A 16,362-nucleotide genomic window follows, 5' to 3' on the forward strand; every position below is an offset into this window, starting at 1 on the left:
CAGGGTTCGGATTAACGCGACTTAGCACCGGCGCAGTCGCCGGCGCAGTCGTAAGCTCAGATCTCGGCACCGCACAGATGACCGGCGCGGACCGCACGCAGGAAGCCCCAATCCCATGTCGACTCGCCCACCTTCGCCCACCCGCGCCACGCCGCGTGTGCAATTGCTGTCGAACGGCCGCCTGGCGGTGATGGTGGACGATGCCGGTTCCGGCTTCAGCAGCTGGCACGGCATCGCCGTCACGCGCTGGCGCGAGGATCCCGTCGGCGATGGCTGGGGCAGTTATCTATTGTTGCGCGATGAGGAAAGCGGCGACGTCTGGTCGGCCGGACGGCAACCCTGCACCGACGAAACGGACGCCTGTACGGCCACCTTGTCCGACGGTTGCGTCAGCATCGCGCGACGCCACGGCACACTGGCCACCGTGCTCGATGTGGCGCTTGTGATTGATCGCGATGTCGAATTGCGCCGCGTCACGCTGACCAACCACGGCGCATATCCGCGCGACATCACGCTGACTTCGTATGCGGAGCTGGTGCTCGGCCCCGCCGCGGCCGATGCGGCGCATCCGGCTTTCTCCAAGATGTTCGTGCAGACCGAATGGGCGGAAGCGGACAAGACCCTGCTGGCGACACGGCGACGGCGCACACCCGACGAACCCGAGGTGTGGGCCGCGCATCTGGCGGCGGTCAAGACGGGTGATGCTGGCGCCTGCGAATTCGAGACCGATCGCATGCGCTTTCTCGGCCGTGGCCGCACGTTGCGCTGTGCGCAGGCGATGCGCCCGGGAGCGACCCTGTCGAACAGCAGCGGCTGCGTGCTTGATCCAGTCTTCAGTCTGCGCCGCCGGGCGCAGGTCGCGCCCGGCGCCAGCGTGCGCGTGGCGTTCTGGACCGCGCTGGGCGGTTCGCGTGCCGCCGTGCTCGCCCTGCTGCAGCCCATGCGCGCGGACGCAACCGGCGCGCAGGTGCTGGCGGAGTCCGTGGCCCACGCGCGCGCAGAGCAAACACGTCTGGGCATCGATGGCGCACAGGCCGAACGTTTCGGCGCGCTGGCCGGTGCGCTGCTGTATGCCGACCCGAGCCTGCGGGCACCACCCGAATGGCTGGAACGCGGCTCGGGTGGAGCCCCCGTGCTCTGGAGCTGCGGCATCTCCGGCGACCGTCCCGTCGTGCTGCTGCGCCTTGCCGCCGAGTCCGGGCTGGCGCGTGTGCACGAGTTGCTGCTGGCCCAGCGCTACTGGCAATCCAAACGGCTGGGGGTCGATGTCGTGTTGCTCAATACCGCCAGCAGCGACAACGGACTGCAGGTGCTGCTCGAACAACGGGTCCAGGCGCAGAACAACGGCTTGCAGGGTGATCGCGATGCGGCTCCCGCCGCAGCATTCGCACTCAGTGACAGCAGCCTGTCCGATGTGTTGCGCGCCGGCCTGCTCACGGTCGCGCGCATCGTGTTGGATGCTGCGCGAGCGTTGCCCGATCGCGCCGCCGGAATCCGCGATGACGATCGCGCCGGTTCGGTCCCGATGGCCGCCGTCCGGTCACCCGCGGCGCCGTGGGCCGCGGCGGCAGCGTCCGCGTCACCACGGCCGCAGGCGCTGCGCGAGTTCGACAACGGCATGGGGGGCTTCGTCGACCGCGGTCGCGTCTATGCCATCACCCTCGACGGCGATCGCTGCACGCCGATGCCTTGGGTCAACGTGATCGCCAACGCCGACTTCGGGTTCCTGGTTTCGGCTGAAGGCGGCGGTTACGCATGGTCACTCAACAGCCAGCAGAACCCGCTGACGCCGTGGCCCAATGATCCGGTCAGCGACACGCCGCATGAAGTCCTGTATCTGCACGACGAGGACAGCGACGAACTGTGGAGCGCCACGGCGCTGCCGATACGCGTGGCGACGGCAACTTACGCCATCGAACACGGCAAGGGCTGGAGCCGCTTCGCCCACGACGCGCACGGCATCGAAGTGGACTTGCTGCAGTTCGTGCCGCTGGCTGATTCGGTCAAGCTGTCGCGGCTCCGCCTGCGCAACCGTTCCACGCGCACGCGGCACTTGTCGATCACCGGCTATGTCGAATGGGCGCTGGGTGCGAATGGCACGCTGCCGGCGCCATTCATGAGCACTTCGTGCGACGTGGTGACCGGCGCGCTGTTCGCGCGCAATGCATGGCGCGCCAAATTCGGCGAGCGCGTGGCTTTCATCGATCTTGGCGGCCGGCAGCGCACATGCTGCGGCGATCGGCTGGAGTTTCTTGGCCGCCATGGCACCATCGATCGTCCGGCGGCGCTGACCGGCGACATCCCGTTGTCGGGGCGCGTTGGCGCCGGCCTTGACCCATGCGGTGCGTTGCAAACTGCCGTCGAACTGGCTCCCGGCGAGCAGATCGAAATCGTGTTCATGCTCGGCGATGCCGCGTCCAGCGGGCAGGCACAGGCGCTGATCGGGAAGTACCGTACGGCCGATCTCGACGCCGTGCTGCACGAAGTGCGCGCGCAATGGGACAAGGTGCTCGACACCGTGCAGGTGCGCACGCCGGATCGCGCGCTGGACATTCTTCTCAACGACTGGCTGCCCTACCAGACACTCGGCTGCCGGCTGTGGGCGCGCACGGCGTATTACCAGGCCAGCGGCGCCTACGGCTTCCGCGATCAATTGCAGGATGTGATGGCGCTGTGCGTCACGCGTCCCGATGTCGCGCGCGAACACCTGCTGCGGGCAGCGGCGCGTCAATTCATCCAGGGTGATGTGCAGCACTGGTGGCTGCCGCCATCCGGGCAGGGCGTGCGCACGCGCATCAGCGACGACCGCCTGTGGCTGGCCTATGCTGCTGCCCATTATGTCGCCGTGACCGCCGATGCCGCCGTGCTGGACGAGAACCTGCCCTTTCTCGATGGCGCAGCGCTCAAGGCAGGCGCCGCCGACGCCTTCTACCAGCCGACGATCGCCGGCGAGCACGGCAGTCTCTACGAGCACGCTGCGCGCGCGATCGATTGCAGCCTGACCCGCGGTGCGCACGGGCTGCCCTTGATCGGTACCGGCGACTGGAACGACGGCATGAACAACGTCGGCGCACAGGGCCGCGGCGAGAGCGTCTGGCTGGCCTGGTTGCTGCTGGCCACGATCAAGGCCTGCGCGCCATGGGCCGATGCGCGCGGCGAACCGGCGCGCGCCGCCTGCTGGCGCGCGCATGCAGCGGCGTTGCGCGGCGTCCTCGAAAGCGCGGCGGGCTGGGATGGCGAATGGTATCGGCGCGGCTATTACGACGACGGCACGCCGCTTGGCTCGCATCTGAGCGAGGAATGCAAAATCGACGTCATCGCGCAATCATGGAGCCTGATCTCCGGCGCGGCCGATCCCGGCCATGCCACGCAGGCCATGGCGGCGGTGGAAAAGCACCTCGTTCGCCACGCTGACAGGATCGCGCTGCTGTTCGCGCCGCCGTTCGATTGCACACTCATGGACCCCGGCTACATCAAGGCCTATCCGCCCGGCATCCGTGAAAACGGTGGCCAGTACACGCATGGTGCGACGTGGTCGATTTTTGCCTGCGCTCTGCTCGGGCAGGGGGATCGTGCCGGCGAGCTGTTTTCCATACTCAATCCCATCAACCACAGCAACACAGCCGAAGCGATGACGTGCTACCAGGTCGAGCCTTATGTGGCCTGCGCCGACGTCTATGCGCTGGCGCCGTATATCGGACGTGGTGGCTGGACCTGGTACACCGGCTCGGCGGGCTGGCTGTATCGCGCCGGACTGGAGGCCATCCTCGGCTTCCAGCGGCAGGGCGGCCATCTGCGACTCAGCCCCTGCATTCCCAAAGCCTGGCCACGCTACGACATCGTCTATCAGCACCGCGACAAGCAAGGCATCCTGACCCGCTACGACATCGCCGTGGAGAATCCAGCCGGCGTACAGCGCGGCATCGTTCGTGTGGATCTCGACGGTGTCGAGCAAGCCGCAAGCGCGGACGCCGCCGCGTGGATTCCGTTGCGCGACGATGCGCGCACGCACCACGTCCGCGTCGTGCTCGGATAGTTCGCGCGCCGGCGCTTGCGGCAGCCGTTTACCAACCTCAGAAGGACAGACTCTCGACGGAAAACTGCGCCAGCTGCAGGCCGGCATCGGGCACGCGGCCATGGTTGATGAAAAACAGATCCCGACAGCGCATCTTCAGTTGATAGGGCACACGACCCCGTTCGAGCACCTGGTTGGTGCCGCCGAACCAGATGTCGGCGCGGATGTAGAACGCCTTGCCCGCACCCATGTCGCCGATGCAGAACACCACTGGCGCCAGCGGATGGTCGGCGTCCCAAGGCTTCATCAGTTCATCCGAGAAGCAATGCCGTTCAAGGCGAAAAGAAAAAGCACCGCGGCGCATGCATGCCGCAGTTGTGTCTCACGCATGCAGCTCGCCTACCTCCGCGGGTTCTACTGGTCCTTGTTCGCCACCTTCTCCATGATCTGCAGAATCGGTTTGATCAGGTCGATCGGCATCGGGAAGATCACCGTGGAATTGTTTTCCGTGGCGATTTCAGACAGGGTCTGCAGGTAACGCAATTGCATGCCGCCGGGCGCGGAGGCGAGGATGGTGGCGGCATTGACCAGGGTCTGCGACGCCTGGAATTCTGCTTCCGCATGGATGACTTTGGAACGGCGATCGCGCTCGGCGATAGCCTGCTTGGCGATGGCCTGGACCATGTCATCGGTGAGTTCGATGTTGCGGATCTCGACGACGCTGACCTTGATCCCCCAGACCTCGGTCTGTGCATCGAGGATCGTCTGGATGTCGGCGTTGATCTTGGGCCGCTCGGAGAGCATTTCATCGAGGTCGTGCTTGCCCAGCACCGCGCGCAGGGTGGTTTGCGCGAGCTTGCTGGTGGCACCGAAGAAGTCCGCGACCTGGATGAAGGCTTTCTCCGGATCGACGATGCGGAAGTACAGTACCGCGTCGACCTTGACCGAGACGTTGTCACGCGAGATCACGTCCTGCGGCGTCACCTCATGCACGATGGTGCGCAAGTCCAGGCGCTTCATCTGCTGCAGGATGGGCACCACGATGATCAACCCAGGTCCCTTGACCTTCTGGAATCGTCCGAGCCTGAAAACCACGGCGCGCTGATACTCGAAGACGATTTTCAGCGACATGAGCAAGAACAACGCAAGCAACAACAGCACCAGATAAATCTCGGGAAGCATGAGTGGACTGGGCATCGGGGTTCTCCGTCAGCTTGCGAGTGGCATGTCCGGGAGTCGGCAAACGCGTGCGTCAATGGCGTCCGGGCGGCTCCTCGTGACCCATTCTGCGCTCAATGAGCAGCACGCGTTGGACCGCGCGCGAGACGCTGACGCGGTTCTTACCAATCGGTAATTGAACGCTGGCGCCGCTTACGGGTCTGAACACTGATGCGCACCCTCCATCTGCCATATCTGCTGGATAACCGCACCCGTATCGAATGGGCGCTGGGGCTGGCGCGCCTGCTGTTCGGCGCGGTGTGCCTGGTCAATCTCGTGCTGCATCTCGACCCGGCTTATCGCGAGCACTTCGTGGCCATGATCGCGGCCGATTGGGCGCCGGGGCAGCCCGCGTGGCTGATGGCGTACGGCCACGCCATGGCCGCGTTGGTGACCAATCTCGGCGTCGGCATCGTGGTCGGCGTGATGGTGGCGTTGGAGGCGCTGCTGGCGTTTTCCCTGCTCAGCGGCTGGCAGTTGCATCGTCTCGCATGGGTGGGGGTGTTCTACAACCTGTGGTTGTGGAGCACGGTCGGCGGGCTGGGCGGACCCTATACCTCGGGCGCCACCGATCCGGGTACGGCCATCGTCTATGCGCTGGCCTTCGCGCTGATCCTGCTCTGTCATGGCTGGCGGCCGCTGAGCGCGTTTCGCCACGGGCCGGTGGCCGTGCCGGCAGAATGGAAGTTCATCGTGGCGCGTGTGCTGTTCGGGCTGCTGTGGGCCTTCGACACGTACTGGAAGTGGCAGCCGGCGTTCCTGCATGGCGCCGGCAGCTACCTCGCTGGCTCGATGGCCGGGCAACCGCACTGGGTCGCGGCCTATATCGGCTTCGTGTTGCACATCATCGAGCAGGTCGGCGTGGAGCGCTTCGCGATCTTCGCGGCGCTGGCCGAAAGCGCCCTGGCACTCTCATTGATCACGGGCGTGCTGATCGACCTGGCGATGCCACTGGGCGTGCTGTACAGCCTGGCACTATGGAGCACCGCCGAGGGCATGGGTGGACCCTACGGCGCCGGCTTCACCGGCAACAAGGGCGACGTGCTGGGCACGGCCAGCATCTATGCCATCGTGTTTCTGCTGCTGATCGCCGCGCGTGCCGAGCGCCGTCTGGCTGGCTCGCGCTGAGGCGCACGGCCTCGCGCCGGCCAGAGCCTTCCCGTACACGCATTACCCGTTTGTCACGTGCTTGGCTTATCCTGCCGCAGATGCGACGTGCGCCTGCGCGTCGCCCCCTGTGGTCCAAGCGACGGAGGAAGGCATGCACGAGGTCATCGACCTGCGCGCCGATGTCCCGGGCGATGTTCCGGGGAATGTTGCGGGCGGTTTTCCCAGCCCGTCGGCAAGCACGCGCGTACTGGCGCTGGATGCAGGTGGCCGCATCCTCGACTGGATCAGCTGGCAGGATGCGGTATGCCTGTACGTACGCGACGCCGTGGCGTGGACACTGGGCACGCCCTGCCTCAGCGTGCATGGCGGCATCAACCGCGTCTCGGGGCGGCAGAGCATCATCGAGCTGCACCCCATCGTCGCCAGCACCGGCCACTGCCGCAGCCACGCGCTCGATCCATCGCCGGCGCTGACCAACGCCGCGCTGTTCGCGCGCGACCGCTACATCTGTCTGTACTGTGGCAGCCATGGCCAGCGCGGTGAACTGACCCGCGATCACGTCATCCCCACCTCGCGCGGCGGGCGCGACGCCTGGGAAAACGTCGTCACCGCCTGCGTGGCCTGCAATCTGCGCAAAGGCAGTCGCACGCCGCAGCAGGCATCGATGCCACTGCTGGCCGTGCCCTACCGGCCGAGCTGGGTCGAGCATCTGATCCTGTCCAACCGCAACATCCTCGCCGACCAGATGGAGTTTCTGGTGGGACACCTGCCGAAGAAACGACGCAAGAGTTGAGCGTAGGTGCGGACGCCGGAACATCGCCGCAGGAGTTCACCCTGACTGGCGGAAAGCACAGGATCGTGCACAGCTCTTGGGGTGCGCATCCCGCTCAAGCGGACGTGCTGGCCTCGGCTCGTATTTCGATGCCATCGATCCAGCCGTGTTGCACGGCGGCTTGCAGCCACGCGCCCACATCGAAGTCTTCGGCGGCGGCCTCCAGCGCCTGATCCAGACGCCCGCCGGCGCGCAATGCCTGCAGCCAGTCCGCTTCTGCGGTGGATAGTTCGCGGCACTGCGCCTGCATGTCTTCGCGCCAGACCCATAGCGGCGCGGCGGGCGTCTGCAAAGCTGCATGCAAGACATGGGCATCGATATCCGGCAACTGGTGCGCGCGCCACAATGCCAACACCGGCCAATGTGTATGCAGCAGGCGCGTACCCGGGGCCAGTCGCAATTGCAGACGTGCCGGATCGCACTCGGCCAGACGCTGCAAATCCGCCGCTGCCAGTTGCGCGGGCGCATCGAACACGACCGCCCAACGCGCCCAGTCCAGCCGCGCGCTGTCGGCCAGCCACGGCCACGCGCGCAGGTCGTCCAGCGCGGCGATGCAATCGGCAAGCTCGGCGCCGATGCGCGCCAGATCGCCTTGACGCGGCGGATAGGCGTACCAGTAGCGCGCGCACAGCACCGCGAACGGCGCCTCGCCCAGCATCGCCAGCAGCGTGGGGAACTGCGCGCGCAGCGCGGCGACGGCGTGTTCCAGCCCATTGCCGCGATACGCCGCCATGCCCGCCGCCCAGCGCTGGGCGCGCTGACACACGCCCAGCTCGGGCGCCGGCACGAGCGTCGGCTGCGCGGCGAACAGCGCTTGCAGCAATGCCTGCTGACGCGTCGCCTCGCGGGCCGTGGCGGCAGCCACGCGGTTCATGCCGCATGCTCCACGGCGACCCGCCCGCGCGCATGTCGTGCGCCGGCTTCGACATCGAGCAGGTGCTGCGCTTTTGCGGCCTCGCCGAGCAGCACTTCGAGTGACGGCAGGCTGGTATCCCATTCGATCAACGTAGGCTGCGGACCGAAGCGGCGCAACGCATGCACATAGGCGCGCCACACCGGTGCCGAGACCACGCAGGAGTGATCGTCGATGATCAGCTCGTGCTGGCGGCTGTGCCCGGCGAGGTGGATCTCGCCGACCAGATCCGGCGGCGCGCACCGCGCCAACTCGTCCAGCCACGCGCACACGGCGGCCAGCGCATCATCGACGCCGGCGTTGAGCGCGTTGACCATCAGATTGTTGACGTCCAGCAGCAGGCCGCAACCGCTGCGCCTGGACAGTTCGGCGAAAAATTCCGGCTCGCTGAAGTCATGCTCGGCGAAATCCAGATAGGTGCTCAGGTTTTCCACCAAGATCGGGCGGCGCAAACGCTCCTGCACGCGTTGCACGTTGGCGACGAATACTGTCAGCGCGCCCTGCGTGAAGGCGATCGGCAGCAAGTCATTGGCGTGCACGCTGCCGCGCCCGGCCCAGGGCGCGCGGGCGAAGCAGGCGTGATCGGACACGCGCACCGGTTCGATGCGCGCGACCAGCGCGGCGAGGCGCTGCAGATGCTCGTCATCCAGCCCGCAGGCCGAACCCAGCGCCAGGCAGACGCCGTGCAGACTCACGGCATAGTCGGCGCGTACCGCGGCCAGCACCTGCGCCGCGGCATCGTGCGGGTTGAAGAAGTTCTCGGAGTGCACCTCGACGAAACCGGACGCGGGCCGGCGCGCGCGGAACTCGACGTAATGCGGCTGGCGCAGGCCGATGCCGGCGCGCACAACCGATGTGGATTCGCTCGGCATGCGGACTTTCTCGCATGGCCACGGAGCCGGAACACTCCGGCCCCGCAGCGTGACAACACTGCTCACTCACTCCATGGTCTTGCTGGCCGCCACGTCTGGATTGGAGCGCGCTGTCAAGAGCGACCGATGCCAGCCTCTGGCCTTTTCCTGGATATTGGCTTCGAAGGCAATGACCTTGGAGTCGTTGGTCATGACCGCCCTGGCCTGCGCCCTGTCCATCCCGCCCATTTTTTCGCAGGTGCCAGCGGGCACCACGCGGAAATCGCCCGGGATGTAATAGGCCGTGGCCTGACCCTTGCAGGAATGCAGGCCGGACATGCCGGCGCAGTCGTTGTGGCCGGCGGTGGCGACACCGAAACACTTAGTCATGCTGGCGGCGTGTGCCGCGGGTGCCGCAGCCATGGCGCCTGCGGCGATCAGGGATGCCGCGGCGACACTGAGGATCTGATACTTATTCATGATAAATGCCCTCGATCAAAAATGATGAAAGCCTGATGAGTTGAAGCGGTCATGTGGCCGCTGCTGGCCCGGCACCCGATCCAATTGCAAAAGCAGTCGCTGTGGAGAGGTTTGCAAGCACATGGGTGCCGCCCAGCCATGTCGCTATTAGTGCAATGCGCGTGCATATGCACGTCGCAATGCAACATCCTCACATGTGGCAGTAGCTCAAGCAGCGCGCGTGGTAAAACAGTTCATCGCTGGATCTTGGTCGTTGCACGCACTGGATTCCTTACACTGCCCATGCACACGCCGCGCACCATCGCCGCAGCCACATGATGAATACCGCGCCGCAGACCCACATCGACATGCAGGAACTGGCGCGCCGCATCGATGCGCTGCGCCCGACCCTGCTGCGTCTGGCGCAACTGCAGTTGCGCAACCCGGCGTGGGCCGAGGACGCCGTGTCGGAAACCGTGCTCGCCGTGCTGCAGGGCGCGCAGCGTTTCAACGGCGCCTCGCAACTGAAGACCTGGATCGTCGGCATCCTCAAGCACAAGGTGCTCGACCAGTTGCGCCAGCACATGCGCGAGCCGGTCGCAGCGGGCGCCAACGACGCCGGCGAGGAGGAGGATCTGGACGCGCTGCTGTACCGGAGCGACGGCCACTTCCGCGACATGCCGGAGCACTGGGCCGATCCCTGCAGCGAGCTGCAGCGCGATCAGTTCTTCGCTGTGCTCGAGGCTTGCCTGGAGCACCTGCCCAACCGGCAAGGCCGCGTGTTTCTGATGCGCGAGTGGCTGGAAATCGACAGCCGCGTGATCTGTCAGGAACTGGGCATCGCACCGACCAATCTGTGGGTCCAGCTGCATCGCGCGCGCCTGCGGCTGCGCGAGTGCCTGCAATCCAACTGGTTTGGAGCGCCGCCGCGATGAAAATTCCCAACAGCTGTCGCGACATCAGTGGCTTGCTGCTGGCCCGCGAGGACCGCTCGCTGTCCTTCGGCGAACGCCTGGCCGTGCGTGTGCACATCCTTACCTGCCGCGCCTGCCAGCGCTTCGAGAAACAGACACTGACCCTGCGCGGTGCGCTGCGCGCCTGGCGCGAGCATCAGGATCACGACGATCACGAACCGCCGCGTTGAGGCGACGCTGGTGCAGTGTCGCAACCCTGTTCATTTTCCAGCCAGCTACGCGGGCCACATCCGCGTAGCCTCGCGCGCTTTCTTGACGAGAACCTGCGCGCATGAGCAGCGACCCCAGCGCCGCGCCGTCCCCGCCCGCACGCGATTCGTTGGCGGTGCAAATGCCGCGCCCCAGTGCGCCGCTTGCGCCACGCGTGCTGTGGATCAGCGCGCTGGCGATCGTGCTGGGGCTGGCCGCGGCCGTGGTCGCACGCGCGCTGACCATGCTGATCGGGCTGATCACCAATCTCGCCTTCTACGGGCGCGTGGACACGAGTTTCGTTAGTCCGGCGGGCAATCACCTCGGGCTTTGGGTAATCGTCGTGCCGGTCATCGGCGGGCTGATCGTGGGCGTGATGGCGCGTTACGGATCGCACGCGATCCGCGGACACGGCATCCCCGAGGCGATGGAGCAGATCCTGATCAACGACAGCCGCATCGCGCCACGGGTGACCTGGTTGAAGCCGGTGTCCTCAGCCATCGCCATCGGCACCGGCGGACCGTTCGGCGCGGAAGGCCCGATCATCGCCACCGGCGGTGCGCTGGGGTCGCTCGTCGGACAACTGCTGCACGTCAGCGCTGACGAGCGCAAGACGCTGCTGGCGGCGGGCGCGGCGGGCGGCATGGCGGCGGTGTTCGCGGCGCCGTTCGCCGCGGTGTTCATGGCCATCGAGCTGCTGCTGTTCGAGCGCCGCGCGCGTTCGCTGATCCCGGTGGTGCTGGCCTGCATCAGCGCCACCGGCCTGCGCTTCGTGCTCGAAGGCAGCGCGGCGATGTTTCCCATGCCCGGCATTGCCGTGCAGGGTCTGTCGGCACTGACGGCCTGCGCCATGCTGGGCGTGATCGTGGGGCTGGTGAGCATCGGCGTGACCCGCGCCACGTATGTGGTCGAGGACCTGTTCGAGAAACTGCCGCTGCACTGGATGTGGTGGCCGGCGCTGGGCGGCGTCGCTGTCGGCGTGATTGGTTGGTACGCGCCGCTGACCATGGGCGTGGGCTACGGCAACATCGCGGCGATCGTCGCCGGCTCGCTGGGTGTGGCCACCCTGGCGAGCCTGTGCGTACTCAAGTTCGTCTCGTGGTCGATCGCCCTGGGCAGCGGCACCTCGGGCGGCACGCTGGCGCCGCTGTTCACCATCGGCGGCGCGCTGGGCGGGCTGCTCGGGCTGGCCGCCGCGCACGGGTTGCCATGGCTGCACCTGGACCCGCGAGTGGCCGCGGTGGTGGGCATGGCCGCACTGTTCGCCGGCTCCTCGCGTGCGCTGCTGACCTCGGTGGTGTTCGCCTTCGAGACCACGCAGCAACCGCACGTGCTGCTGCCGCTGCTGGCCGGCTGCGTCAGTGCATTCCTGGTCTCCGGTTTGCTGATGCGCACCACGATCATGACCGAGAAACTCGCCCGGCGCGGCCTGCGCGTGCCTTCCGACTATCGCGCCGACGTCCTGGAGCAGATCAACGTCGGCAGCGTGTGCAGCCACGATGTCGTCAGCCTGCGCGGCACGCAGACCGTGGCCGAAGTGCGTGCCTGGCTGCAAACGGGTGACGCGGCGGCGGCGCATGAGGGCTATCCCGTGCTGGATGCCGAAGCGCGCCTGCTGGGCGTGCTCACGCGCCGCGATCTGCTGGAGGCGCGCGTGCCTGACCGGGCCACGCTGGACACCCTGATCTGCCGCGTACCGCTGCTGGTCGGCGAGGATCACAGCCTGCGCGAGGCCGCCGACCACATGGCTGTAGCCGATGTCGGGCGCCTGGTGGTGGTGGCTGCAGACGACCCGCGGCGCGTGCTCGGCATGCTCACGCGCGGCGATGTGCTGGCCGCGCACGCCCGACAGATTCGCGCCGCGCAGCAGCGGACACGCCATATCGATCTACGCGGGCAGCGCTGAGATGCCAGCCCGCCGCGGATGCAGTGCCGGCTCGTTCACTTGCCGCTGTCGCCGTGTGGCACAACAATAGCCACCCTATGGATGCTGCCACCTACCCGCGTCTGGCGCGCATCGCGTCGCCCGCCGACCTGCGCCAGTTCCCCGAAACCGAACTGCCAGCCGTCGCCGAGGAACTACGCCAGTTCCTGATCGCCTCGGTGGCGAGTTCAGGCGGCCATTTCGGCGCCAACCTCGGCGTGGTCGAGCTGACCGTGGCGCTGCATTACCTATACGCCACGCCGGAGGACCGGCTGATCTGGGACGTGGGCCACCAAGGCTATCCGCACAAGATCCTCACCGGCCGCGCCGAACGCATCACCAGCATCAAGCAGAAGGATGGACTGGCGCCGTTTCCCAAACGCGCCGAGAGTCCCTACGACGCCTTCGGGGTGGGCCACTCGTCCACCTCGATCTCGGCTGCCCTGGGCATGGCGTTGGCCGCGCAGCATCAGGGCGAGGCGCGGCGCGTGGTGGCGGTGATCGGTGACGGTGCGCTGACCGCGGGCATGGCCTACGAGGCGCTCAATCACGGCGGCGATATCGAGCCCGACCTGCTGGTGGTACTCAATGACAACGGCATGTCGATCAGCGAGAACGTCGGCGCGCTGACCAAGATGCTGTCGCGGCTGCTGGTCAGCCGGCGCCTCAACGCGCTGCGCGAGCGCGCCAAGCGCGCCATGCCCAGGCGCAGCCTGATGGCGCGCTTCGTCAAGCGCTGGGAGGAGCACGCCAAGGGCATGTTCGTGCCTTCGACGCTGTTCGAGGAACTGGGCTTCCACTACACCGGCCCGATCGACGGCCACGACCTGCCGCAACTGCTGCACTCGCTGCGCACGGTCAAGGAGCTGCGCGGACCCCAGCTGCTGCACGTGATCACCACCAAAGGCAAGGGCTACGCCCCTGCGGAACGCGCGCAGATCGAATACCACGCGGTCGGCCCGTTCGATCCGGCGCGCGGGGTGCAGCCCAAGCCGCCGGGCAAGGCCACCTACACCGATGTGTTCAGCGACTGGCTGTGCGACATGGCAGCCGCCGATGCGCGCCTGCTCGGCATCACTCCGGCGATGCGCGAGGGCTCGGGACTGGTGCGTTTCTCCAGGGACTATCCGCAGCGTTACTTCGATGTCGGCATCGCCGAGCAGCACGCGGTGACGCTGGCCGCGGGCATGGCCTGCGCGGGCGCCAAGCCGGTGGTGGCGATCTATTCCAGCTTTCTGCAGCGTGCCTACGACCAGCTGGTGCACGACGTGGCGCTGCAAAAGCTGCCGGTGCTGTTCGCCGTGGACCGCGCCGGCGTGGTTGGGCCGGATGGGCCCACGCACGCCGGCAATCTCGACTTGAGCTTTCTGCGCTGTGTGCCGGGTCTGCTGATCATGGCGCCCGGCGACGAGCGCGAATGCCGGCTGCTGCTGAGCACCGGATTCCACCACGCTGGCCCGGCCGTGGTGCGCTATCCGCGCGGCGTCGGCACGGGCGTGGCCGCGGGCAGCGATCTGGCCACGGTACCAGTCGGCAAGGCCGAGCTGCGCCGTCATGGCCACACGCTGGCACTGCTGGTGTTCGGCGCGCCACTGGCCGCGGCCGCACGCGTGGCCGAAGCGCTGGACCTGACCCTGGTCAACATGCGCTTCATCAAACCGCTGGATACCGCACTGTTGACCGAGTTGGCACGTGACCATGCCGGTTTCGTCAGCATCGAGGACAACGTGATCGCCGGCGGCGCCGGCAGCGGCGTCGGTGAATGGCTGGCCACGCAGGGCCTGACGCTGCCGCTGCTGCAACTGGGCCTGCCGGATCACTTCCAGGAACACGCCAGCCGCGAGCAACTGCTGGCCGAGGCCGGACTGGATGCCGCCGGCATCGAGGCCGCCATCCGCCGGCGCTACGCCACGCTGCTGCAGCGTCCACGCACGCAGCAGACGGGCTGAGCGGGACGCAGATGAAAACCATGAGCCGCGCAGAAAACCCCCGGCTGCCGGCTCACCCTTCGCGCCAGATCAGCGTAGCCATGCGTCCGCTGTCCGCACCGTCGCGGCGGTAGGAATAAAAGCGCGCATCGCTGAACGTATCGAAATCGCCGCCGTACACATCCGCGACACCGCAGCGCCGCAGGCGCAGTCGCGCCAGTGCGGCCAGATCGCACTGCCAGTGGCCCGGGCGCGTGGCATGAAAAGCCTGTGCGGCGTCGGCATCAGCATCGACGAATGCGGCGCGCACGCGCGCATCCACCTCATAGGACGCAGCGCCGATGCCAGGCCCGATCCACGCGAGCAACCCGGCTGGCACGACGCGCAGCGCGGCGATCGCGGCCTCGAGAACGCCTTCGGCGAGTCCGCGCCAGCCGGCGTGCGCGGCAGCCACCACGCTGCCATCACGCGTGGCAATCAGCACCGGCAGGCAATCGGCACTGAGGATGGCCAGCACTACGCCCGGGGTGCGCGTGATAGCGGCATCGGCGTCGGGTTCGGCGTGGGGCGTGTCCCAGCGCTGCGGCCAAGGCAGCAGCGCGTCGGCTTGCCATACGCGCGTGCCATGGACCTGATGCAGCCAATGCGGCCAGGAACGCAAGCAAGCGCCCGCGGCCAGATCGCAGCGATTGCCATGCACGATCGCCGGATCGTCGCCGGCACGCGTGCCTATGTTGAACCGTGCATAGGCGCCCTGCGATCCACCCAGCGGCCCGCGCAACGTGGTCAGCGCACGCACGCCGGGCGGCGTCGGCCAGTCCGGGATCAGGCTGCTGCTGGCGAGCAGGTCGGCGCACATGGCCTGTATGCGCACGTTGCCACCGATGCACGGATGCTCGCTATCCTCGGGTCGATCGGTCATGCCGCTCACACTCGCGAGATGACCGATTCGCGACGTAACACATCCAGCAGCGCAATGAAATCAGCCGGCAACGGCGCGCTGAATTCCAGCGCCGCTGCGCTGAAGGGATGCACGAACGCCAGCCGCTCGGCATGCAGCGCCTGGCGCTGGAATGCGCGCAGGGCAGCGATGAGTTGCGGCGTCGCGGCTGGTGGCAGGCGCAAGCCGCCGCCGTACAGCGGATCGCCGATCAGCGGATGACCGCTATGCGCCATATGCACGCGGATCTGGTGGGTGCGCCCGCTTTCCAGCGTGCAGTGCAGCAAGGTGTGGCCCCGCAGGCGCTCGCGCACGCGGTAATGGGTGCGCGCCGGACGTCCATCGTCGCGCACGGCCTGGCGCAGGCGATCCACCGGATGCCGGCCCAGCGGCGCATCCACGGTGCCGCCGGCGATCACCTCGCCGCGCACCAGCGCGAGGTACTGCCGCTGCACCGCGCGCGCCGCGATCATCTGCGTCAGCGCGGTGTGTGCGCGCAGCGAGCGCGCCACCAGCATCAGCCCCGAGGTGTCCTTGTCCAGCCGGTGCACGATGCCGGCGCGCGGCAACGTGCCGAGGCTGGCGTCGAAGTGCAGCAGCGCGTTCTGCAGCGTGCCGGAGGACACCCCGGCACCGGGATGCACGACCAGCCCGGCGGGCTTGTTCAGCACCAGCAGATCGTCGTCGACATGCAGCAGCTCCAGAGCAATGGCCTCCGGCGCGGCCGGCACGGCCTGCTCCAGCTCGGGTTCGAGCGCGATGCGCTCGCCGCCATGCAAGCGCTGGCTGGGGCTGCAATCGCCGCCATCGACACGCACACGGCCAGTACGTATCCAGCCGCTCAGACGCGCGCGTGAATAATCCGGAAACAACTCGGCCAGGGTCTGGTCGAGGCGCCGCCCCGCCGCCGCCGCGGGCACGTGCGCAACCAGCACCGCGCTCATGCGCGCGCACCTGCCGGGTTGCCCGGGTCACGCGCGCTTAACGCAAGGCCCCGGTGGCTTTCCGT

14 protein-coding genes are annotated in these 16,362 nt (G+C 67.4%); 7 read left to right on the forward strand and 7 right to left on the reverse strand.

What is annotated here, in order from left to right:
- Positions 1-115: 115 nt before the first annotated feature.
- The gene (locus Mschef_RS14030; protein ID WP_081129589.1) at positions 116-4,036 is read left to right on the forward strand and encodes a GH36-type glycosyl hydrolase domain-containing protein; all 3,921 of its coding nucleotides are present in this window, start codon (positions 116-118) and stop codon (positions 4,034-4,036) included.
- Between the two features lie 37 nt (positions 4,037-4,073).
- Here the strand turns inward: Mschef_RS14030 and Mschef_RS14035 are convergent, their stop codons facing one another.
- Entirely contained in the window at positions 4,074-4,322 is a 249-nt protein-coding gene (locus tag Mschef_RS14035; protein ID WP_136256201.1) for a hypothetical protein, read from the reverse strand.
- Between the two features lie 107 nt (positions 4,323-4,429).
- Positions 4,430-5,212, reverse strand: a complete 783-nt coding sequence (locus Mschef_RS14040; RefSeq protein WP_242426529.1) for a slipin family protein — start codon at positions 5,210-5,212, stop codon at positions 4,430-4,432.
- Between the two features lie 192 nt (positions 5,213-5,404).
- Between Mschef_RS14040 and Mschef_RS14045 the strand changes: the two genes are divergently transcribed.
- Both Mschef_RS14045 and Mschef_RS14050 read left to right on the forward strand, forming a co-directional pair.
- Complete coding sequence (locus Mschef_RS14045) at positions 5,405-6,361, forward strand: hypothetical protein (RefSeq protein WP_081129600.1); 957 nt, start codon at positions 5,405-5,407, stop codon at positions 6,359-6,361.
- Positions 6,362-6,494: 133 nt separating this feature from the next.
- Positions 6,495-7,136, forward strand: a complete 642-nt coding sequence (locus Mschef_RS14050) for an HNH endonuclease (RefSeq protein WP_081130053.1) — start codon at positions 6,495-6,497, stop codon at positions 7,134-7,136.
- 94 nt (positions 7,137-7,230) lie between these two features.
- Here the strand turns inward: Mschef_RS14050 and Mschef_RS14055 are convergent, their stop codons facing one another.
- From Mschef_RS14055 to Mschef_RS14065, 3 genes are all read right to left on the reverse strand, one after another.
- A complete protein-coding gene (locus Mschef_RS14055) occupies positions 7,231-8,049 on the reverse strand; it encodes an HvfC/BufC N-terminal domain-containing protein (protein ID WP_168708797.1) in 819 nt (272 codons plus the stop codon).
- Positions 8,046-8,960, reverse strand: a complete 915-nt coding sequence (locus Mschef_RS14060) for an MbnB/TglH/ChrH family RiPP precursor modification enzyme (protein WP_081129607.1) — start codon at positions 8,958-8,960, stop codon at positions 8,046-8,048. Before Mschef_RS14060 ends, Mschef_RS14055 begins: the two co-directional genes overlap by 4 nt.
- Before the next feature lie 66 nt (positions 8,961-9,026).
- Complete coding sequence (locus Mschef_RS14065) at positions 9,027-9,419, reverse strand: BufA1 family periplasmic bufferin-type metallophore (RefSeq protein WP_081129611.1); 393 nt, start codon at positions 9,417-9,419, stop codon at positions 9,027-9,029.
- Positions 9,420-9,736: 317 nt separating this feature from the next.
- On the opposite strand from Mschef_RS14065, the gene Mschef_RS14070 reads away from it, so the two are divergent.
- From Mschef_RS14070 to dxs, 4 genes are all read left to right on the forward strand, one after another.
- The gene (locus Mschef_RS14070) at positions 9,737-10,333 is read left to right on the forward strand and encodes a sigma-70 family RNA polymerase sigma factor (protein WP_197686788.1); all 597 of its coding nucleotides are present in this window, start codon (positions 9,737-9,739) and stop codon (positions 10,331-10,333) included.
- Positions 10,330-10,542: a zf-HC2 domain-containing protein gene (locus tag Mschef_RS14075; protein WP_081129614.1), complete on the forward strand. Its 213-nt coding sequence runs from the start codon at positions 10,330-10,332 to the stop codon at positions 10,540-10,542. The genes Mschef_RS14070 and Mschef_RS14075 overlap by 4 nt, the downstream gene beginning before the upstream one ends.
- Positions 10,543-10,643: 101 nt before the next feature.
- Positions 10,644-12,467, forward strand: a complete 1,824-nt coding sequence (locus Mschef_RS14080; RefSeq protein ID WP_242426530.1) for a chloride channel protein — start codon at positions 10,644-10,646, stop codon at positions 12,465-12,467.
- A gap of 77 nt (positions 12,468-12,544) precedes the next feature.
- Positions 12,545-14,434 (forward strand): 1-deoxy-D-xylulose-5-phosphate synthase, encoded by a 1,890-nt coding sequence (dxs, locus tag Mschef_RS14085; protein WP_081129616.1) that lies wholly within the window; start codon positions 12,545-12,547, stop codon positions 14,432-14,434.
- 52 nt (positions 14,435-14,486) lie between these two features.
- Here the strand turns inward: dxs and pgeF are convergent, their stop codons facing one another.
- Positions 14,487-15,272, reverse strand: a complete 786-nt coding sequence (pgeF, locus tag Mschef_RS14090; RefSeq protein WP_081130056.1) for a peptidoglycan editing factor PgeF — start codon at positions 15,270-15,272, stop codon at positions 14,487-14,489.
- 68 nt (positions 15,273-15,340) lie between these two features.
- Positions 15,341-16,297, reverse strand: a complete 957-nt coding sequence (rluD, locus tag Mschef_RS14095; RefSeq protein WP_081129619.1) for a 23S rRNA pseudouridine(1911/1915/1917) synthase RluD — start codon at positions 16,295-16,297, stop codon at positions 15,341-15,343.
- Positions 16,298-16,362 lie beyond the last annotated feature (65 nt).

Source organism: Metallibacterium scheffleri, from assembly GCF_002077135.1.
In the GTDB taxonomy this organism is placed as follows: Bacteria; Pseudomonadota; Gammaproteobacteria; order Xanthomonadales; family Rhodanobacteraceae; genus Metallibacterium; species Metallibacterium scheffleri.